Genomic DNA, 15,330 nt, shown 5'->3' with positions numbered 1-15,330 from the left:
TTATTACGCCTCCATTACTAATAATTGTGGGTCATTCAATAGACGTTTAATTTGGTTTAATGCTTTTTGAGCAGTTGCGCCGTCAATTAAACGATGGTCAAAGCTTAGAGATAATGCTAATACTGGAGCTGCAACAATCTCACCATTTTTCACAACTGGCTTCTCAGCGATACGGCCGATACCAAGGATTGCTACTTCTGGGTGATTGATAACTGGAGTGAACCATTGTCCACCTGCAGAACCAATGTTTGTAATTGTGCAAGAAGCACCTTTCATTTCAGTTGGAGCTAAACGACCTTCACGTGCTTTACCAGCAAGATCATTGATCTCGTTAGAAATAGTGAAGATAGACTTGCGATCTGTATCTTTAACAACTGGTACTAATAGACCTTTGTCTGTATCAGCTGCGATACCGATGTTGAAGTAATGTTTGTGAACTACTTCTTGAGATGCATCGTCTAAAGAAGTGTTTAACATTGGGTATTCACGTAATGCAGATGTTAAAGCTTTAACAACGTACGGAAGGTAAGTTAATTTAATACCTTTGTCAGCTGCAACAGCTTTGAACTTCTTACGGTGAGCAACAAGCTCAGTTACATCAACTTCATCCATTAATGTTACGTGAGGAGCTGTATGCTTAGAGTTAACCATTGCTTTCGCAATCGCTTTACGGATACCACTCATTTTCTCACGAGTTTCTGGATATTCACCAGCTGGGATTGGTTGTGCTTTTGGTGCTTCTTCTTTCGCTGCTGCTGGAGTAGCTTCTACTGCTGCTGGAGCCTCAGTTGCTGCTACAGTTTGTCCACCATTTGCAAATGCATCGATGTCAGCTTTCACAACGCGACCGTTCTTACCAGATCCAGCTACTTTATGAATATCTACACCTTTTTCACGAGCATATTTACGAACAGATGGCATAGCGATAACGCGCTCATTTACTACTTCTGCAGTTGCTGCTGGAGTAGCTTCCGCTGCTGGAGCTTCTACTGCTGCTTCTTCAGCTTTTGGAGCTTCATCATGATCGTCACCTTTAAATTTAAGGTTTTCGTATCCAGGAGCATCAAATTTAATTAATGTATCTCCTACAATTGCAACTGTTCCTTCTTCTACAAGTACTTCAAGTACTTTACCTTTAACAGGAGAAGGGATTTCTACTACTGCTTTATCATTTTGTACTTCAAGAAGTACATCGTCTTCATTTACTTCATCGCCTGGTTTAATAAACCATTTTACGATTTCACCTTCGTGGATACCTTCACCGATATCTGGTAGTTTAAATTCAAATGCCACGGAATTCAGCCCCCTGATTCATTTCATTATTATGGAATATGTACAAAAGAAACCAGCATGTGCTGATTTCTTTTGCACATGAAAAGCTAAAAATTAGAAGTTCATTACTTTGTTAACAGCTTCAACAATATCTTTATGGTTTGGTAACCATACGCTCTCAGCTTGAGAGAATGGGAATACTGTATCAGCAGCTGCAACACGTACAACTGGAGCTTCTAAGTTTAAGATTGCACGGTCGTTAATTTCCGCTACAACGTTAGCTGCAATACCAGCTTGTTTTTGAGCTTCTTGAACTACAACTACGCGACCTGTTTTTTCAACAGAAGCGATGATTGTTTCGATATCTAATGGTTGAACTGTACGTAAGTCAACAACCTCTAAAGAGATACCTTCTTTTTCAAGTTCTTCAGCAGCTTTTAATGCAGCGTGAACCATAGCACCGTAAGCGATAACAGATACATCTGTACCTTCACGTTTGATATCAGCTTTGCCTAAATCAATTGTGTATTCGCCTTCTGGTACATCTTGGCGGAATGAACGATACAATTTCATATGCTCTAAGTAGATAACTGGATCGTTGTCACGAATCGCAGAGATTAAAAGACCTTTAGCATCGTATGGAGTAGATGGAATAACAACTTTTAGACCAGGTTGTTGAGCTACTAATCCTTCTAAGCTATCAGCATGTAGTTCAGGAGTATGAACACCACCACCGAATGGAGAACGAACTGTTACTGGAGCAGTCCAACGTCCACCAGAACGGTAACGCATACGAGCTAATTGACCAGAAATTGAATCCATTACTTCAAATACGAAACCGAAGAATTGGATTTCTGGAACTGGACGGAATCCTTCAAGTGCAAGACCAACTGCAAGTCCACCAATACCAGACTCTGCAAGTGGAGTATCCATTACACGATCTTCACCAAATTCAGCTTGTAAACCTTCAGTAGCACGGAATACACCGCCGTTTACACCAACGTCTTCACCAAATACAAGTACGTTAGGGTCATTTTTCATTTCAACGCGTAAAGCATCAGTGATTGCTTGAATCATTGTCATTTGAGCCATGGCTTACTTCGACTCCTTTTCTTTGTAGATTTCATATTGTTCAGCTAAGTTGTAAGGCATTTTTTCGTACATGATTTCCATTAAATCAGTTACTTTTTGTTTTGGAGCTTGGTCAGCCTTAGCAATTGCTTGTTTGATATCTTCTTTTGCTTCTTCGATTACTGTCTCTTCAACTTCTTGAGACCATAGGCCTTTAGCTTCTAAGAACTTACGGAAGCGTACGATTGGGTCTTTTTGTTCCCATTCGTTTTCGATATCTTTTGTACGGTAACGAGTTGGGTCATCACCAGCCATTGTATGTGGACCATAACGGAATGTTAAAGTCTCGATTAAAGTAGGGCCTTCGCCATTTACTGCGCGCTCACGAGCGAAAGCAGTTGCTGCGTATACAGCTAATGGATCCATACCGTCTACTTGAATTCCGTAAATACCTGCTGCTACTGCTTTTTGTGCTACAGTTTTAGCTGCAGATTGCTTTTCTACTGGAGTAGAGATTGCATAACGGTTGTTTTGAACAACGAAGATTGCTGGAGCTTTGAATGCACCCGCAAAGTTCATACCTTCGTAGAAGTCACCTTGTGAAGCACCACCGTCACCAGTGTAAGTAATTGCAACAGATTTTTTACCACGTAGTTTCATACCTAACGCAACACCAGCAGTTTGGATGATTTGCGCACCGATAATGATTTGTGGAGCTAATGCATTTACATTCTCAGGCATTTGGTTACCCATGAAGTGTCCACGAGAGAATAAGAATGCTTGATATAATGGAAGTCCGTGCCATACTAATTGTGGTACATCACGGTATCCTGGTAAGATGAAGTCTTCTGCTTCAAGTGCGAAATGACTCGCTAATTGAGAAGCTTCTTGTCCAGCTGTAGGTGCGTAGAAACCTAAACGTCCTTGACGGTTTAAAGAAATAGAACGTTGATCTAATACGCGAGTATACACCATACGACGCATTAATTCTTTTAATTGATCATCAGATAATTCAGGCATAGCTGCTTCATTCACAACTTCACCGTTTTCATTTAAAATTTGTAATGTTTCAAATTGAGCTGCGATAGCTTTCATTTGCTCATCAACATTAAATAGGGTCTTTTTTGTTTTAGTACCCATTCCGTTCACCTCTTCCTCTCTTGAACCATATTCTGAAACGCTTTCACTGGCTATTTTCCAGTTTAAAAAGCGCAACGATGTAAACCAACATGTTTATCTGTCGGTTGAGAATAATTTTGTGTACCTAACAATCTGTACTAATGTTTTTTCAGAAACATATTAATACAATCTTGATCACGTTTTTTAGTTTACAACTATTCTAATTACGATGTCAATTACTTTGAATACGTTTTTTTATAAATAATATGCAGGTTTCTACTACACAAACGTGTTTTTATTTTTTACATCTGTATTAGTAAGCGTTGACCTACTGTTATATTATTCCCTTTTTCACTTATTTTTTCTCTTAGAATAATATGTAAACGATTTAATTCTCTTTAGTTTTTCTCTCTTCGTAACAAAAATATACAAACTATCCTTCCTTTTTTAGGTAAATACCTATACATTTCTCCCCTCTCTTCCATACATTATAGTAACCGCAGTATTAGCGGGAAATGATAAAGGAGGTCATCTCATGTACGGATACTCATATTGCTATCCAACTTGTTCATATCCTTCCTACGGTTATGGCGGTTCTTGTGGCGGGTCTGGACGCGGCTTCGCCTTAATCGTTGTGTTGTTTATTCTTTTAATTATCGTTGGTGCTGCTTGCATTCGCTAATGTAAAACGAAACAACTATGGAAAGAAAAAGACGGCTTTGCCGTCTTTTTCTGTTTATCACATACATAAATACTCTATAATAGAACGATTTCCAAAATGCCTTCCCTTTCTTGCCGATGACTTTTTCCATCTCCTTTGGTAGACTAAAGAGGAAAGGAGAGATTACATATGCTTACAATGAAAGATGTTATTCGCGAAGGAGATCCTATTTTGCGCAACGTTGCAGAAGAGGTGTCATTACCGGCAAGCGAAAAAGATACAACTACCTTAAAAGAAATGATTGAATTTGTAATAAATAGCCAAGATCCTGAAATGGCTGAAAAATATAGTTTACGCCCTGGAATCGGATTAGCGGCTCCGCAAATCGGTGTTTCAAAAAAAATGATTGCAGTTCATGTAACCGATGCGGACGGTACATTATATAGCCATGCATTATTCAATCCAAAAATCATTAGCCATTCTGTTGAACGTACATATTTACAGGGTGGTGAAGGCTGCCTATCTGTAGACCGCGAAGTACCTGGTTATGTTCCTCGTTATACAAGAATTACAGTAAAAGCGACTTCTATTAACGGAGAAGAAGTAAAATTACGTTTAAAAGGTTTACCAGCAATCGTATTCCAGCACGAGATTGACCATTTAAATGGTGTTATGTTCTATGACCATATCAATAAAGAAAATCCTTTTGCCGCTCCTGATGATTCAAAACCTTTAGAGCGCGAATAATAAAAAGGCGGGAATTAATCTCCCGCCCCTTTATTTTATGAAATGGGTTCCATATTTACTTATAACAAGCCAGCCCATTTTAATCCATGATATATACCGTCTTCACTTACATCCTTTGTCACATGATTTGCAAGTTTTTTCAAATCTTCATGACCATTCCCCATCACAATGCCTGTCCCAACTGCTTCAATCATTTCTAAATCGTTTAAACCATCCCCAAATGCATACACTTGTTCACGGCTAAATCCTAATTTTTCAATGAACTTCTCAATCCCTTTTGCCTTAGAACCACCATTAGGAATGATATCCATTGAATACGCATGCCAACGAATAAAATGAAAATCTGGATATTGATTAATAAACTTTTCCTCTTCATTTACTTCACAAAAAAGAAGCGTTTGATAAATATCGCGTTTTTCGTAAAAATCAGGTTCATATGCCGGATGCTCGAACTGCAAGCTTCCAAAACCTTCTTTCACATAATCATGATATTCCACTGTCGCTCTCATTTCTTGATGGTCAAGATATACAAGTGGATATCCTTCTTGTTTTGCAAACTGAGTAAACTTATGCAAGGCAGCTGGGTGTAACGGATTATTAAATACTACTTCATCTTCAAAGACAACATACTGTCCATTAAAACTAACATAATTATGTATATTGAGTTCCTTACGAATATCTTCAAACATAAACGGTGCGCGTCCTGTCGCAATTGCTACATGCACCCCTTTTTCCTGCAAATGTCTTACTGCATCTCGTGTAGATTGCGGAATTTTTTTATCGTGATCTAATAATGTTCCATCAATATCAAAAAAGACAATTTTATCATTCATTTGTCAAAACCCTTTCTGGCACTCTTTACTCCTATTTTGATAATCGCTTTTCAAATTCTAAAAAAAAGTATAACATATTAAACATCTGTGAAGAAAGCGTTCACTTTCTGACCTTATTTATGAAACATGCATATATATATTAGTAAAAAAGGTGAATACTTGTTCTAATGAATTTTCTTTTCCATTCTTCCTCATACTATATCTATAACTAACGGCTACTAATCGTTACTATAGAATAACTTTCACTGTATGAGAAAGGACAAGGTTTTCCATTCACTTTCCCCTCTTTCTTATGTCAGAGATAGAGTTTTCACTAGTAATATGCATGTTTAGAATAAGGAAAGGAAGGAGTAATCATGCTGAAGAAGCTGAAGAAAAAGCTTAAGCGTTATTTAAACGATTTAGTCCGGAAGAAGACAATCGCTTAAATTATGCCCATTTCGGGCTTTTTCTTCATTCTCATTCGAAAAAACATGAAAATCGTGACTGTTTGCTTTATAATAAGTAACAGATAATGCAAAACATAGACAAGGAGAGGTTTTCCAAATGATTTTTAAAGTATTTTATCAAGAAAAATTAACTGAGGTCCCAGTACGTGAAAATACAAAAGTTGTATATTTAGAGGCTACGTCTGAAAAGGATGTTCGTAAAAAATTAAATAAGTTCGCATATAATATCGAGTTTGTTCAGTCTGTTACTGGCGCTCATCTTGAATATGAAAAACAAAACGCTGATTTAGTATTAGCGGAGATTGTATAGCCATATGAAATTTCTAAAAAATGATCAAGTTGCCGTTTTTGCTCTCGGTGGTCTTGGTGAAATCGGTAAAAATACATATGCTGTTCAATTTCAAGATGAAATTATTATAATTGACGCTGGAATTAAATTTCCAGAAGACGAACTCCTCGGGATCGATTATGTAATACCTGATTACACTTATTTTGTGCGAAACGAAGATAAAATTAAAGGATTATTCATTACACATGGTCACGAAGATCATATCGGTGGAATCCCTTATCTATTACGTCAAGTAAACATTCCAATTTACGGTGGAAAATTAGCAATTGCACTAATAAAAAACAAATTAGAAGAGCACGGATTACTTCGTAAAGCGAAGCTTTATGAAATTCAAGAAGATGATGTTATTAAATTTAAAAAGACATCTGTTTCCTTCTTCCGTACAACTCACAGTATTCCGGATTCATACGGAGTTGTTGTGAAAACACCTCAAGGACAAGTCGTTCATACAGGTGATTTCAAATTCGATTTCACACCAGTCGGTGAGCCAGCAGATTTAACAAAAATGGCTGAAATCGGAAAAGACGGTGTACTTTGTCTCTTATCTGACAGTACAAACAGTGAGGTTCCAAACTTTACGATGTCTGAGCGCCGTGTTGGCGATAGTATTCAAGATATATTCCGCAAAGTAGAAGGTCGTATTATCTTCGCAACCTTTGCATCGAATATCCATCGCTTACAACAAGTTGTTGAGGCTGCTGTTGAAAATAATCGTAAAGTAGCTGTATTTGGTCGAAGTATGGAAGCAGCTATCGAGATTGGACAAAACCTTGGGTATATCCGATGTCCAAAAGATACATTCATAGACACATCTCAACTAAACCGCCTACCAGCTAATAAAGTGGTTATTTTATGTACTGGTAGTCAAGGTGAACCAATGGCAGCACTTTCCCGTATTGCGAATGGTACTCATCGTCAAATTCAAATTATTCCTGGCGACACAGTTGTTTTCTCTTCTTCACCAATCCCTGGTAACACAATTAGTGTAAGCCGTACAATTAACATGTTGTATCGTGCTGGTGCTAATGTAGTCCATGGCAAGCTGTCAAACATTCATACGAGTGGACATGGCGGACAAGAAGAGCAAAAACTAATGCTACGTCTAATTAAACCAAAGTATTTCATGCCAATTCATGGTGAATATCGTATGCAACGTATGCATATGAAATTAGCGAATGATTGCGGTATTCCAGAAGAGAACTGTTTCATCATGGATAACGGAGATGTTCTTGCCTTGCGTTCAGATGAAGCAAGTGTAGCTGGAAAAATTCCATCTGGTTCTGTCTATATCGATGGAAATGGTATTGGAGATATCGGTAATATCGTATTACGCGATCGTCGCATCCTTTCTGAAGAAGGGCTTGTAATTGTAGTTGTAAGCATTGATATGAAGGAATTTAAAGTTGCAGCAGGACCTGATATCATCTCGCGTGGTTTCGTTTATATGCGTGAAAGCAGCGATTTAATCAACGATGCTCAAACATTGATTACAACACATTTAGAAAAAGTAATGGAACGGAAAACAACACAATGGTCTGAAATTAAAAATGAGATTACAGACACATTAGCACCATTCCTATACGAAAAAACGAAACGTCGCCCAATGATTTTACCAATCATTATGGAAATATAAGAAAAAGGACAATGCCTTCATGGCATTGTCCTTTTCTCTTATCTTAAAAAGTGTTTAAAACGATCTACTTCGTCATCATGACCAATTACAATTAATATATCCCCCGCTTGAATATTTTCCGTAGCTCGAGGAGAGACGATAACTTCTTTACCACGTTTAATTGCTACAATATTCAATCCAAACTTCGCACGAATATCTAATTCAATTAAAGAGTGCCCATCAATTTTTTTATTTGCAATAATCTCTACAATACTATGCTCATCTGAAAGCTCAAGATAGTCTAATACATTACTTGATGCAATATTATTAGCAATCCGTTTTCCCATATCACGCTCTGGATGTACAATGTGATCTGCACCTATCTTACTTAATACTTTTTCATGATAGTCATTTTGAGCTTTTACAGTAATATTTTTTACACCTAACTCTTTCAAAATTAACGTTGTTAAAATACTTGAATTTAAATTATCTCCAATAGCAACGACTACATGATCAAAATTACGAATACCGAGACTTTTCAATACCATCTCATCTGTTGAATCTGCAATTACAGCATGTGAAGCTATATTTGCAAACTCATTAATTTTATCCTCATCTGAATCAATTGCCATTACTTCCATACCTAATTGAGCTAGTTCTCGGCAAATACTTCCACCGAAACGCCCAAGCCCGATGACAGCAAATTCTTTTTCTTTCTCACTCACAGGAATTCCTCCAATAACTTCAAGTACTATGTATTTTCATTGTAACATACTTTATATACGTCACAAAAACGTGTAAATCATACTTATTTTTGTTTTTGTATATAAAAATATTGTTGTAAATAAAAGGCGATACCAACAAGTAACATACCAAATACAAATATATTTCCAAACGAACTAAATGTTTCAAAAACGAACAATAACGTTTCTTGGCCGAAAAAAGCAAATAGAAGCTGCGTAAAAGCAAATACAAGCGCCCATATGTAATGATGTTGATGGAATAAATAATGCGTTGCGCCTAAAAAAGCAATAAATGAAACGATGAAAATCCACCAATTTTCTAACAACAGTTGCCAATTAGAAAATTGGTATCCATTCACTAATATCGCAATAATCCCGATAACCGCCATTGTTGGCACACTCCAGAATAGTGCTCGCCCTCTAAAGAAGCGGGTACCTTGAACATCTCCTTTTTCATATGCAATGTATGTTAGTACTACTGTACTTATATACAAAACAGAAAGAATCGTTAAAACGATAATAAGCCAAAAGTGTAATTGATAATATTCATGCTCTATATTTGTCACGATTGCAGCTAGCATACACGGGATTAACATTCCCGTCCAACCATCTACTTTTCTTTCATTCCAAAAGACCGTATTACCAATTCGTATACCTAGCAGCATAAAAATAATGATACCTAGTACAAATAATGTAGTTTTATTCCCTACTAAACTCGTTGAGAAAGCAATTAATCCAATAAATAAAAAGAGCACAAACCCATTCATAATTTCTAGTACAGGTGATAAATATCTCTTCACCCATTTGTATGTTTCGTCATATTCATTATTATCTACTAGACGATAGGCATAAAAACTTATCCCAAAATAAACCGCCGCAATAATAACATACGCATATAAGACGAAACATAAAATCGCACTGCTAATTTGCACGTAATTCCCCACCCTTTTTTCTATGTTTCACATTGATTTTACACACTTTTCATACTAAAAGTAAACATATATAAGTTAGTCAAATAATTAATAATGAGCAGTGGCTAAAACCCCCTGCTCATTATTAAAACAGTACAATTAACTTTAATTCTTTCATTTGTATGTAAATGTCTAAAATCAATCTATACGAGCGTTACTTACACCTCAGAACAAAAATTTTTTTGGAACCTTCAAGAGAGCGGAAGTTTTATTTTCTATTTCCTTTCCACTTTACATATTGGCTTAAAAATGTAATTGCCTTTTCAATCACTTCTTCGTCTGGTTTTAATTTCGCATGATGTAAACCATATTCTGAATTTACTCCAAGCCAAAACATAAATCCAGGGATTTCTCGAAGCATATAACCAAAATCTTCACCTGTCATTGCCTCAGTACATGTAATAACATTCATATCAGTTTGTTTATGTACAAATTGCATAAACTCTCTCGTTAACTCTTCGTGGTTATATACTTGATGATACATTGCTCCGTAATCTATAATCGCCTCACACTGGAAAGAAGCTTCGATACCTGCAACAATTGCCTCAATTCTGCTTTTCACACGCTTCATTGATTCCACTGATAATGTTCGAATCGTTCCTTCTAAACGAGATTTTTCTGCGATAATATTTTGAACTGTACCACCTGTTATTTTTCCAATTGTAATTACCGCACTGTCAAGAGGATTCACATTACGACTAATAACGGATTGAAGTTGTGTAACAAGGTGACTGGCTGCAACAATCATATCATTCGCAGTATGTGGATAAGCCGCATGTCCACCTTTTCCTTTTAAATCAACATATAATTCTGATGTATTCGCAAATAACAGACCTTCTTTTGTCGCAATTGTTCCTACAGCGTATTCTGGTGCAATATGAAGACCAAGAATTATATTAGGCTTCCATCCTTTTAGCTCTTCACTTTCTAACATAGGAAGAGCGCCACCTGGACCTTCTTCTGCCGGCTGGAATAGAAACACAAGGTCATCATCTATTCTTTCACTCACAGCTGCTGTTAGGAGGCCTAGACCAATTGTTGTATGCAAATCATGTCCACATGCATGCATCATTCCTTCATGTACAGAAGCAAATTCGTATCCAGTTTCCTCTGTTATTGGCAAACCATCTATATCTGCACGATAACCTATTATTTTCTCTGGGCTTTTCCCATTTACTTTAACAATTACACCTGTTTTCCATGTTCTCACTTCCAAATATTCGTTAGGAAGTGTTTCTATATACTCTAAAATGTACTGTTGTGTTTTCCACTCTTTAAATCCAATTTCCGGGATTTTGTGTAAATCTCTACGAACTTGGACAAATTTGCTTACTGTCATTTTTGCACCTCTATCTATAAAAAGCGTAAGAGCCTATTTATGCTCTTACGCTTTTTGTTTTTTATTTCTCTGGGTTTAATTGACGAAGCTCTTGTTTGATTTCAGTTTTCGCTTTTGTCTTCTCATCAATTTCTTTAATTACACGTGCTGGAGTTCCCGCAACAACTGTATATGGAGGCACATCTTCTGTTACAACAGCTCCTGCTGCTACAACTGCACCTTTACCTACTGTAACGCCCTCTAAAACAACTACATTTGCACCAATTACAACATCGTCTTCAACGATAACTGGTTTTGCAGAAGGTGGCTCAATAACACCCGCAAGTACAGCACCTGCACCTACATGACAGTTTTTGCCAACCGTTGCACGTCCACCAAGCACTGCGTTCATGTCGATCATAGTACCTTCGCCAATTACAGCACCGATGTTAATTGTTGCATTCATCATGATAACAGCGTTGTCACCAATTTCAACGTGGTCACGAATAATTGCGCCTGGCTCAATACGAGCTTTAATACCTTTTAAATCAAGCATTGGGATTGCAGAATTACGACGATCGTTCTCAACTACATAGTCAACAATGTGCTTGCTATTTTCATCAAGAATTGTCTTAATTTCAGACCATTCTCCGAATACTACACCAGATTTTTTATTTACAAATGCTTGTACTGTTTCAGGGAACGTTACTTCTTTTAAATCCCCTTTTATGTATACCTTTACAGGAGTTTTCTTTTCACTTTTTTGAATAAACGAAATAATTTCGTTAGCGTCCATCATTTTCATTCTTGTTGCCTCCTAAATCCATTTATATTGTTACTCTACCAAACGATAGAGCGAGTAGCAAGACAATAATCTTATTTTTCCCTTTGAATTTCTTCTATAATTTCTAAAAACGCTTGTACTTGCTTCAATTGTCTTGCTGATTCACTCGTTAACAACCATGTTTCTCTCGTTAATTGAACAGGTGTTTTATACATATTTTCCTGCACTTCTTTTAATACTGTAGAAGGCAATAATGCATAACCTATACCATTTAGAACAAGTTGTTTGCACGTCTCAATTTGATCAACTACAATTGTTCGCTTAGGTGGGTTAGAGAATAACCCATACCACCAATTTTGTATTTGACCATAATAAGTCGAATCACTTTTAAATTGAATAAACGGTCTATTTGTTTCTTTTAACATCGAAATATCTTTTATTTCTTTATCGACTAAATATAATTCATCTTCAAATAATTGTTGCTTTTGTCCTTTATATTCCTGTGATCCCCTTAATATAGCTACATGAACATCGCCCTCATAAAATTGCTTTTGCACTTCACTACTCCAGCCAGTAAACAGCGATATCTTCACAGAAGGATACTTTTGTACAAACTTTTTCAACACAGGAGGGAGCCAATATTGACCAATAACCGATGCAACAGCTATTTTTAACGTTCCATATGTTTCCGTTCTAAAAACTGCCAGTTCGCTCTTAATATTCTCTTCTCTTTGTAACATTTCTTTTGCATAATTTGCGACTTTTTCCCCTTCAGGTGTAATTGTCAATCCTTTTTGTGAACGAATAAAAAATTTCATTCCCCATTGTTTCTCCATAGATTGTAATCGTTGACTAAGCGCAGGTTGGGAAACAAATAAACGTTCCGCCGCTTTTCTCATATTTGATTCCTGGGCTAACACAACCATCATTTGAAAATCATCAATTTGCAACTTTCTCCCTCTTTCCTTAGCTTCCATACACCTTATTTCAATAAGCTTTTCATCCTGAATTTAACTGAATACTTTTATACAAAAAATACAATTTTTCAGTTCGAACTTTCCTTATGTTTTATGTCTTTTTAAATATAATACATACACAACTGATATGCACGAAAAAAAGTGACTTCTCCGTTTCTATGAAGTCACTTTCCTCCTATTGTCTATCGATTATGCTGCCGTACTTTTTTATTCAATAATTTTAAAATAGCTCTACGTGTTAAAATCCCCTCGAAATACCCTTCTTCATTTACAGCACAAATAAAAGGATGATCAATTGTCATTTCTAAAGCTTTTGCAAATGAATCTTCTAACTTAAGAACCGGAATATCTTCCTTCATCACTTGTTCTACTTTCATATCATCAAGTCTTTCAAACTCAATGCGCTCTAACCCTAACATACCATCTAAAATCATAGCAGTACTAATCAACCCATGTAATTTATACATTGGGTCTAAAACAGGTATTGCCGAATATCCAGATTTCACAAGAACGAGTAAAGCATGCTCTAATCCATTCCCAATTTGGACATGTGCTACTTTTTCTGATGAAATCATTAAATCTTTCACAAGAATTTGCTGAAACTCGTCTTTTGGAATACTAATCATGTTACATCCCCCATTTTCCCTTTTTCCTGCTTATATTCACCGATTCTATTCTTATTTTATGACAGCGTTTTCACATTATTATTTTGTCCTAACTTTATTTCAATAAAAATACAATTACACAGCTATTTTAGCATACAACACAAAAAAAAGACTACCATTACGGTAGCACTTAATACCCTTTATTTTTTAATCTGTAAAATAACCTTGTGATTTTTTTATATTGCGTCACATCTGTCTGTTTCAAACCATTCTCAATATCTGTAAGTTCTACAGCTAAAATTTCACTCGCATAATTTTGTTGAAATAAAATATCTAGTAACAAACTTTCTTCTTCTTTCGTTAAAACAAATTCCCTTTGCATATACCCCTCTCCTTATAATCCCATCGTTACTCTCATTATATAAAATTTCCAACTTATTTAGTAGATGTAATATTCAGTTTTTAATAAAAACATGTAACAATTGTAACCATATAAAAATTATTTCGTATATCGATTTGCATAACTAAATGCCGCATAAGCATCCGGCTTAATTTTTGCAGTTAATCCCATCGCTTGAATTTTCGCTGTCATATCTAAAATAAATTCTTTTGTTAAACCATCATTCCCTATGTCCAAATGAATTTCCATTATGAACCCAGCCCCCTCTTGAGCATATGGATGCAATAAATCCCATATGGTTTGTATATGGTTAGGAGTAAATAGGCAAGCGATTTCTTGACTAAACTGTGTTTCTAAATATATTTTCTCCCGTAATGTTGCCGGCTTATCTTTTACTGACCTATGGTGTAAACATCCCCAAGCCCCTTTTCCAACACGGTGAATATGGATTGCCGTAATAAATCTCGTATCTTTTTGATGTGCCTGTGAGTCTGTCCCAATAGATAATCGATATAAATTTCGTGGATCCTTTTCAATGAAACTACAAATGCGGTTAAAGACCGTATCAAAATTCAAATGTCTCTCTGAAACATTATAGAATTTATGCCCACCGTCCACATAGTCACGTCCTTTCCATTAGACAGACTTTTCGTATTCTCATTGTATGGGACAAAAACAAAAATTATAACTTACTATCCTTTATTCGTCTCAATATTTCGCATTACAAAATGACAAACTTGGCAAGTATAAATTACATTTTGATTCGATTGAGCCGTTAATACATGAATAATCTCTGCAGAATTGTGGCAATTAGGACAGATCACAACTGGTAAACGTTCCACATAACACACCTCCTATTTATTTTTATCACGCTATTTTCGAGCAGTAAAACTCCTGATTGATGTAGGCCAATCATCAGTCGATAATAAGCACTTCCACTGATTAAAGTCTTACTTTATTACCATTGTAGGAAAAACGAAAAATTCCTATACATATATACTGGAAAGTAAAAGAACTAAAAAAGGTACTGCGATAGGCAGTACCTTTTTTATATGTATCAAGAAATGATATCGTAAATCTCAATTGCAACCATATCGATATTATCGAATTGATACACTTGAGGTTTTTCACCTTGTTGATACACTTCTAATTCATACATTTCACTTTTATCGAAAAATTTCACGCTACATTTGCGCTCACCGTTCACTTCAAAATAGCGTTGTGCTACTTCACCGCTTACAGCTTGTTCTTGTAGACTAACAAGTCGTGTTAAAATTCCTTGGAGTAGAGACATGAAATCTCTCCTTTCTCTAATCTTCCTACCAATAGGTTTTACAGCTATACTCATTCTATCCGTCATAACAGAAAAAATGTTCCACAGTCTAGGATAAAGGTTATTGGCCAGAAACTCAACTAAAA

Annotated in this window: 18 protein-coding genes; 4 read left to right on the top strand and 14 right to left on the bottom strand. The window is 36.1% G+C overall.

The genetic code is table 11. The annotated features are described in order from the left end of the window. Window positions 1-3 precede the first annotated feature (3 nt). The 3 genes from pdhC to pdhA form a co-directional block, all read right to left on the bottom strand. The gene (gene pdhC, locus A6J74_RS24720; RefSeq protein WP_000863414.1) at window positions 4-1,293 is read right to left on the bottom strand and encodes a pyruvate dehydrogenase complex dihydrolipoyllysine-residue acetyltransferase; all 1,290 of its coding nucleotides are present in this window, start codon (window positions 1,291-1,293) and stop codon (window positions 4-6) included. A gap of 93 nt (window positions 1,294-1,386) precedes the next feature. Beyond that, a complete protein-coding gene (gene pdhB, locus A6J74_RS24715) occupies window positions 1,387-2,364 on the bottom strand; it encodes a pyruvate dehydrogenase complex E1 component subunit beta (RefSeq protein ID WP_000068163.1) in 978 nt (325 codons plus the stop codon). Between the two features lie 3 nt (window positions 2,365-2,367). Then, entirely contained in the window at window positions 2,368-3,483 is a 1,116-nt protein-coding gene (pdhA, locus tag A6J74_RS24710) for a pyruvate dehydrogenase E1 component subunit alpha (RefSeq protein WP_000536895.1), read from the bottom strand. Window positions 3,484-3,997: 514 nt separating this feature from the next. Here pdhA and A6J74_RS24705 point away from each other — a divergent pair. Further along, window positions 3,998-4,144 (top strand): YjcZ family sporulation protein, encoded by a 147-nt coding sequence (locus A6J74_RS24705; protein ID WP_000274562.1) that lies wholly within the window; start codon window positions 3,998-4,000, stop codon window positions 4,142-4,144. A gap of 168 nt (window positions 4,145-4,312) precedes the next feature. Beyond that, on the top strand, window positions 4,313-4,870 hold the full coding sequence (gene def, locus A6J74_RS24700; protein WP_000957052.1) for a peptide deformylase: 558 nt from the start codon (window positions 4,313-4,315) through the stop codon (window positions 4,868-4,870). Between the two features lie 59 nt (window positions 4,871-4,929). Here the strand turns inward: def and A6J74_RS24695 are convergent, their stop codons facing one another. Then, window positions 4,930-5,703 (bottom strand): Cof-type HAD-IIB family hydrolase, encoded by a 774-nt coding sequence (locus tag A6J74_RS24695; protein ID WP_000998284.1) that lies wholly within the window; start codon window positions 5,701-5,703, stop codon window positions 4,930-4,932. Window positions 5,704-6,249: 546 nt separating this feature from the next. On the opposite strand from A6J74_RS24695, the gene A6J74_RS24685 reads away from it, so the two are divergent. Together A6J74_RS24685 and rnjA are read left to right on the top strand one after the other, a co-directional pair. Further along, window positions 6,250-6,462, top strand: a complete 213-nt coding sequence (locus A6J74_RS24685; RefSeq protein ID WP_000576438.1) for a DNA-dependent RNA polymerase subunit epsilon — start codon at window positions 6,250-6,252, stop codon at window positions 6,460-6,462. A 4-nt stretch (window positions 6,463-6,466) separates the two neighbouring features. Then, window positions 6,467-8,134 (top strand): ribonuclease J1, encoded by a 1,668-nt coding sequence (gene rnjA, locus A6J74_RS24680; RefSeq protein WP_000670378.1) that lies wholly within the window; start codon window positions 6,467-6,469, stop codon window positions 8,132-8,134. 38 nt (window positions 8,135-8,172) lie between these two features. On the opposite strand, the gene A6J74_RS24675 is transcribed toward rnjA, so the two are convergent. From A6J74_RS24675 to A6J74_RS24630, 10 genes are all read right to left on the bottom strand, one after another. Next, on the bottom strand, window positions 8,173-8,838 hold the full coding sequence (locus tag A6J74_RS24675) for a potassium channel family protein (RefSeq protein ID WP_001290442.1): 666 nt from the start codon (window positions 8,836-8,838) through the stop codon (window positions 8,173-8,175). Between the two features lie 83 nt (window positions 8,839-8,921). Further along, window positions 8,922-9,788 carry a hypothetical protein gene (locus tag A6J74_RS24670; protein ID WP_001167326.1) on the bottom strand — a complete coding sequence of 289 codons (867 nt, stop codon included), beginning with the start codon at window positions 9,786-9,788 and terminating at the stop codon, window positions 8,922-8,924. Between the two features lie 247 nt (window positions 9,789-10,035). Then, the gene (locus A6J74_RS24665) at window positions 10,036-11,166 is read right to left on the bottom strand and encodes an N-acetyldiaminopimelate deacetylase (RefSeq protein ID WP_000218680.1); all 1,131 of its coding nucleotides are present in this window, start codon (window positions 11,164-11,166) and stop codon (window positions 10,036-10,038) included. A gap of 61 nt (window positions 11,167-11,227) precedes the next feature. Next, window positions 11,228-11,950 (bottom strand): 2,3,4,5-tetrahydropyridine-2,6-dicarboxylate N-acetyltransferase, encoded by a 723-nt coding sequence (dapD, locus tag A6J74_RS24660; RefSeq protein WP_000783253.1) that lies wholly within the window; start codon window positions 11,948-11,950, stop codon window positions 11,228-11,230. Window positions 11,951-12,021: 71 nt separating this feature from the next. Continuing rightward, the gene (locus A6J74_RS24655) at window positions 12,022-12,906 is read right to left on the bottom strand and encodes a transcriptional regulator CcpC (RefSeq protein WP_002039481.1); all 885 of its coding nucleotides are present in this window, start codon (window positions 12,904-12,906) and stop codon (window positions 12,022-12,024) included. 182 nt (window positions 12,907-13,088) lie between these two features. Further along, entirely contained in the window at window positions 13,089-13,532 is a 444-nt protein-coding gene (gene cbpB, locus A6J74_RS24650; protein ID WP_000623575.1) for a cyclic-di-AMP-binding protein CbpB, read from the bottom strand. Window positions 13,533-13,701: 169 nt separating this feature from the next. Next, on the bottom strand, window positions 13,702-13,893 hold the full coding sequence (gene abbA / locus A6J74_RS24645) for an antirepressor AbbA (RefSeq protein ID WP_001188532.1): 192 nt from the start codon (window positions 13,891-13,893) through the stop codon (window positions 13,702-13,704). A gap of 117 nt (window positions 13,894-14,010) precedes the next feature. Beyond that, on the bottom strand, window positions 14,011-14,529 hold the full coding sequence (locus tag A6J74_RS24640; RefSeq protein WP_000348651.1) for a ribonuclease H-like YkuK family protein: 519 nt from the start codon (window positions 14,527-14,529) through the stop codon (window positions 14,011-14,013). A gap of 74 nt (window positions 14,530-14,603) precedes the next feature. Further along, window positions 14,604-14,753: a hypothetical protein gene (locus tag A6J74_RS30105; protein WP_000440536.1), complete on the bottom strand. Its 150-nt coding sequence runs from the start codon at window positions 14,751-14,753 to the stop codon at window positions 14,604-14,606. A 215-nt stretch (window positions 14,754-14,968) separates the two neighbouring features. After that, on the bottom strand, window positions 14,969-15,205 hold the full coding sequence (locus A6J74_RS24630; RefSeq protein ID WP_000055152.1) for a YkuJ family protein: 237 nt from the start codon (window positions 15,203-15,205) through the stop codon (window positions 14,969-14,971). Between the last annotated feature and the right edge of the window lie 125 nt (window positions 15,206-15,330).

Source organism: Bacillus sp. FDAARGOS_235 (genome assembly GCF_002073415.2).
Lineage (GTDB): Bacteria > Bacillota > Bacilli > Bacillales > Bacillaceae_G > Bacillus_A > Bacillus_A toyonensis.
This window is presented reverse-complemented; position numbering and strand designations above follow the sequence as displayed.

Bases quoted from the DNA above. Each gene is read 5' to 3' on its own strand.
- pdhB (WP_000068163.1), bottom strand. From the start codon at position 2,364: ATGGCTCAAATGACAATGATTCAAGCAATCACTGATGCTTTACGCGTT.
- A6J74_RS24705 (WP_000274562.1), top strand. From the start codon at position 3,998: ATGTACGGATACTCATATTGCTATCCAACTTGTTCATATCCTTCCTAC.
- A6J74_RS24695 (WP_000998284.1), bottom strand. From the start codon at position 5,703: ATGAATGATAAAATTGTCTTTTTTGATATTGATGGAACATTATTAGAT.
- A6J74_RS24685 (WP_000576438.1), top strand. From the start codon at position 6,250: ATGATTTTTAAAGTATTTTATCAAGAAAAATTAACTGAGGTCCCAGTA.
- cbpB (WP_000623575.1), bottom strand. From the start codon at position 13,532: ATGATTAGTATTCCAAAAGACGAGTTTCAGCAAATTCTTGTGAAAGAT.
- rnjA (WP_000670378.1), top strand. From the start codon at position 6,467: ATGAAATTTCTAAAAAATGATCAAGTTGCCGTTTTTGCTCTCGGTGGT.
- A6J74_RS24665 (WP_000218680.1), bottom strand. From the start codon at position 11,166: ATGACAGTAAGCAAATTTGTCCAAGTTCGTAGAGATTTACACAAAATC.
- dapD (WP_000783253.1), bottom strand. From the start codon at position 11,950: ATGAAAATGATGGACGCTAACGAAATTATTTCGTTTATTCAAAAAAGT.
- A6J74_RS24630 (WP_000055152.1), bottom strand. From the start codon at position 15,205: ATGTCTCTACTCCAAGGAATTTTAACACGACTTGTTAGTCTACAAGAA.
- def (WP_000957052.1), top strand. From the start codon at position 4,313: ATGCTTACAATGAAAGATGTTATTCGCGAAGGAGATCCTATTTTGCGC.
- pdhA (WP_000536895.1), bottom strand. From the start codon at position 3,483: ATGGGTACTAAAACAAAAAAGACCCTATTTAATGTTGATGAGCAAATG.
- A6J74_RS24655 (WP_002039481.1), bottom strand. From the start codon at position 12,906: ATGGAAGCTAAGGAAAGAGGGAGAAAGTTGCAAATTGATGATTTTCAA.
- abbA (WP_001188532.1), bottom strand. From the start codon at position 13,893: ATGCAAAGGGAATTTGTTTTAACGAAAGAAGAAGAAAGTTTGTTACTA.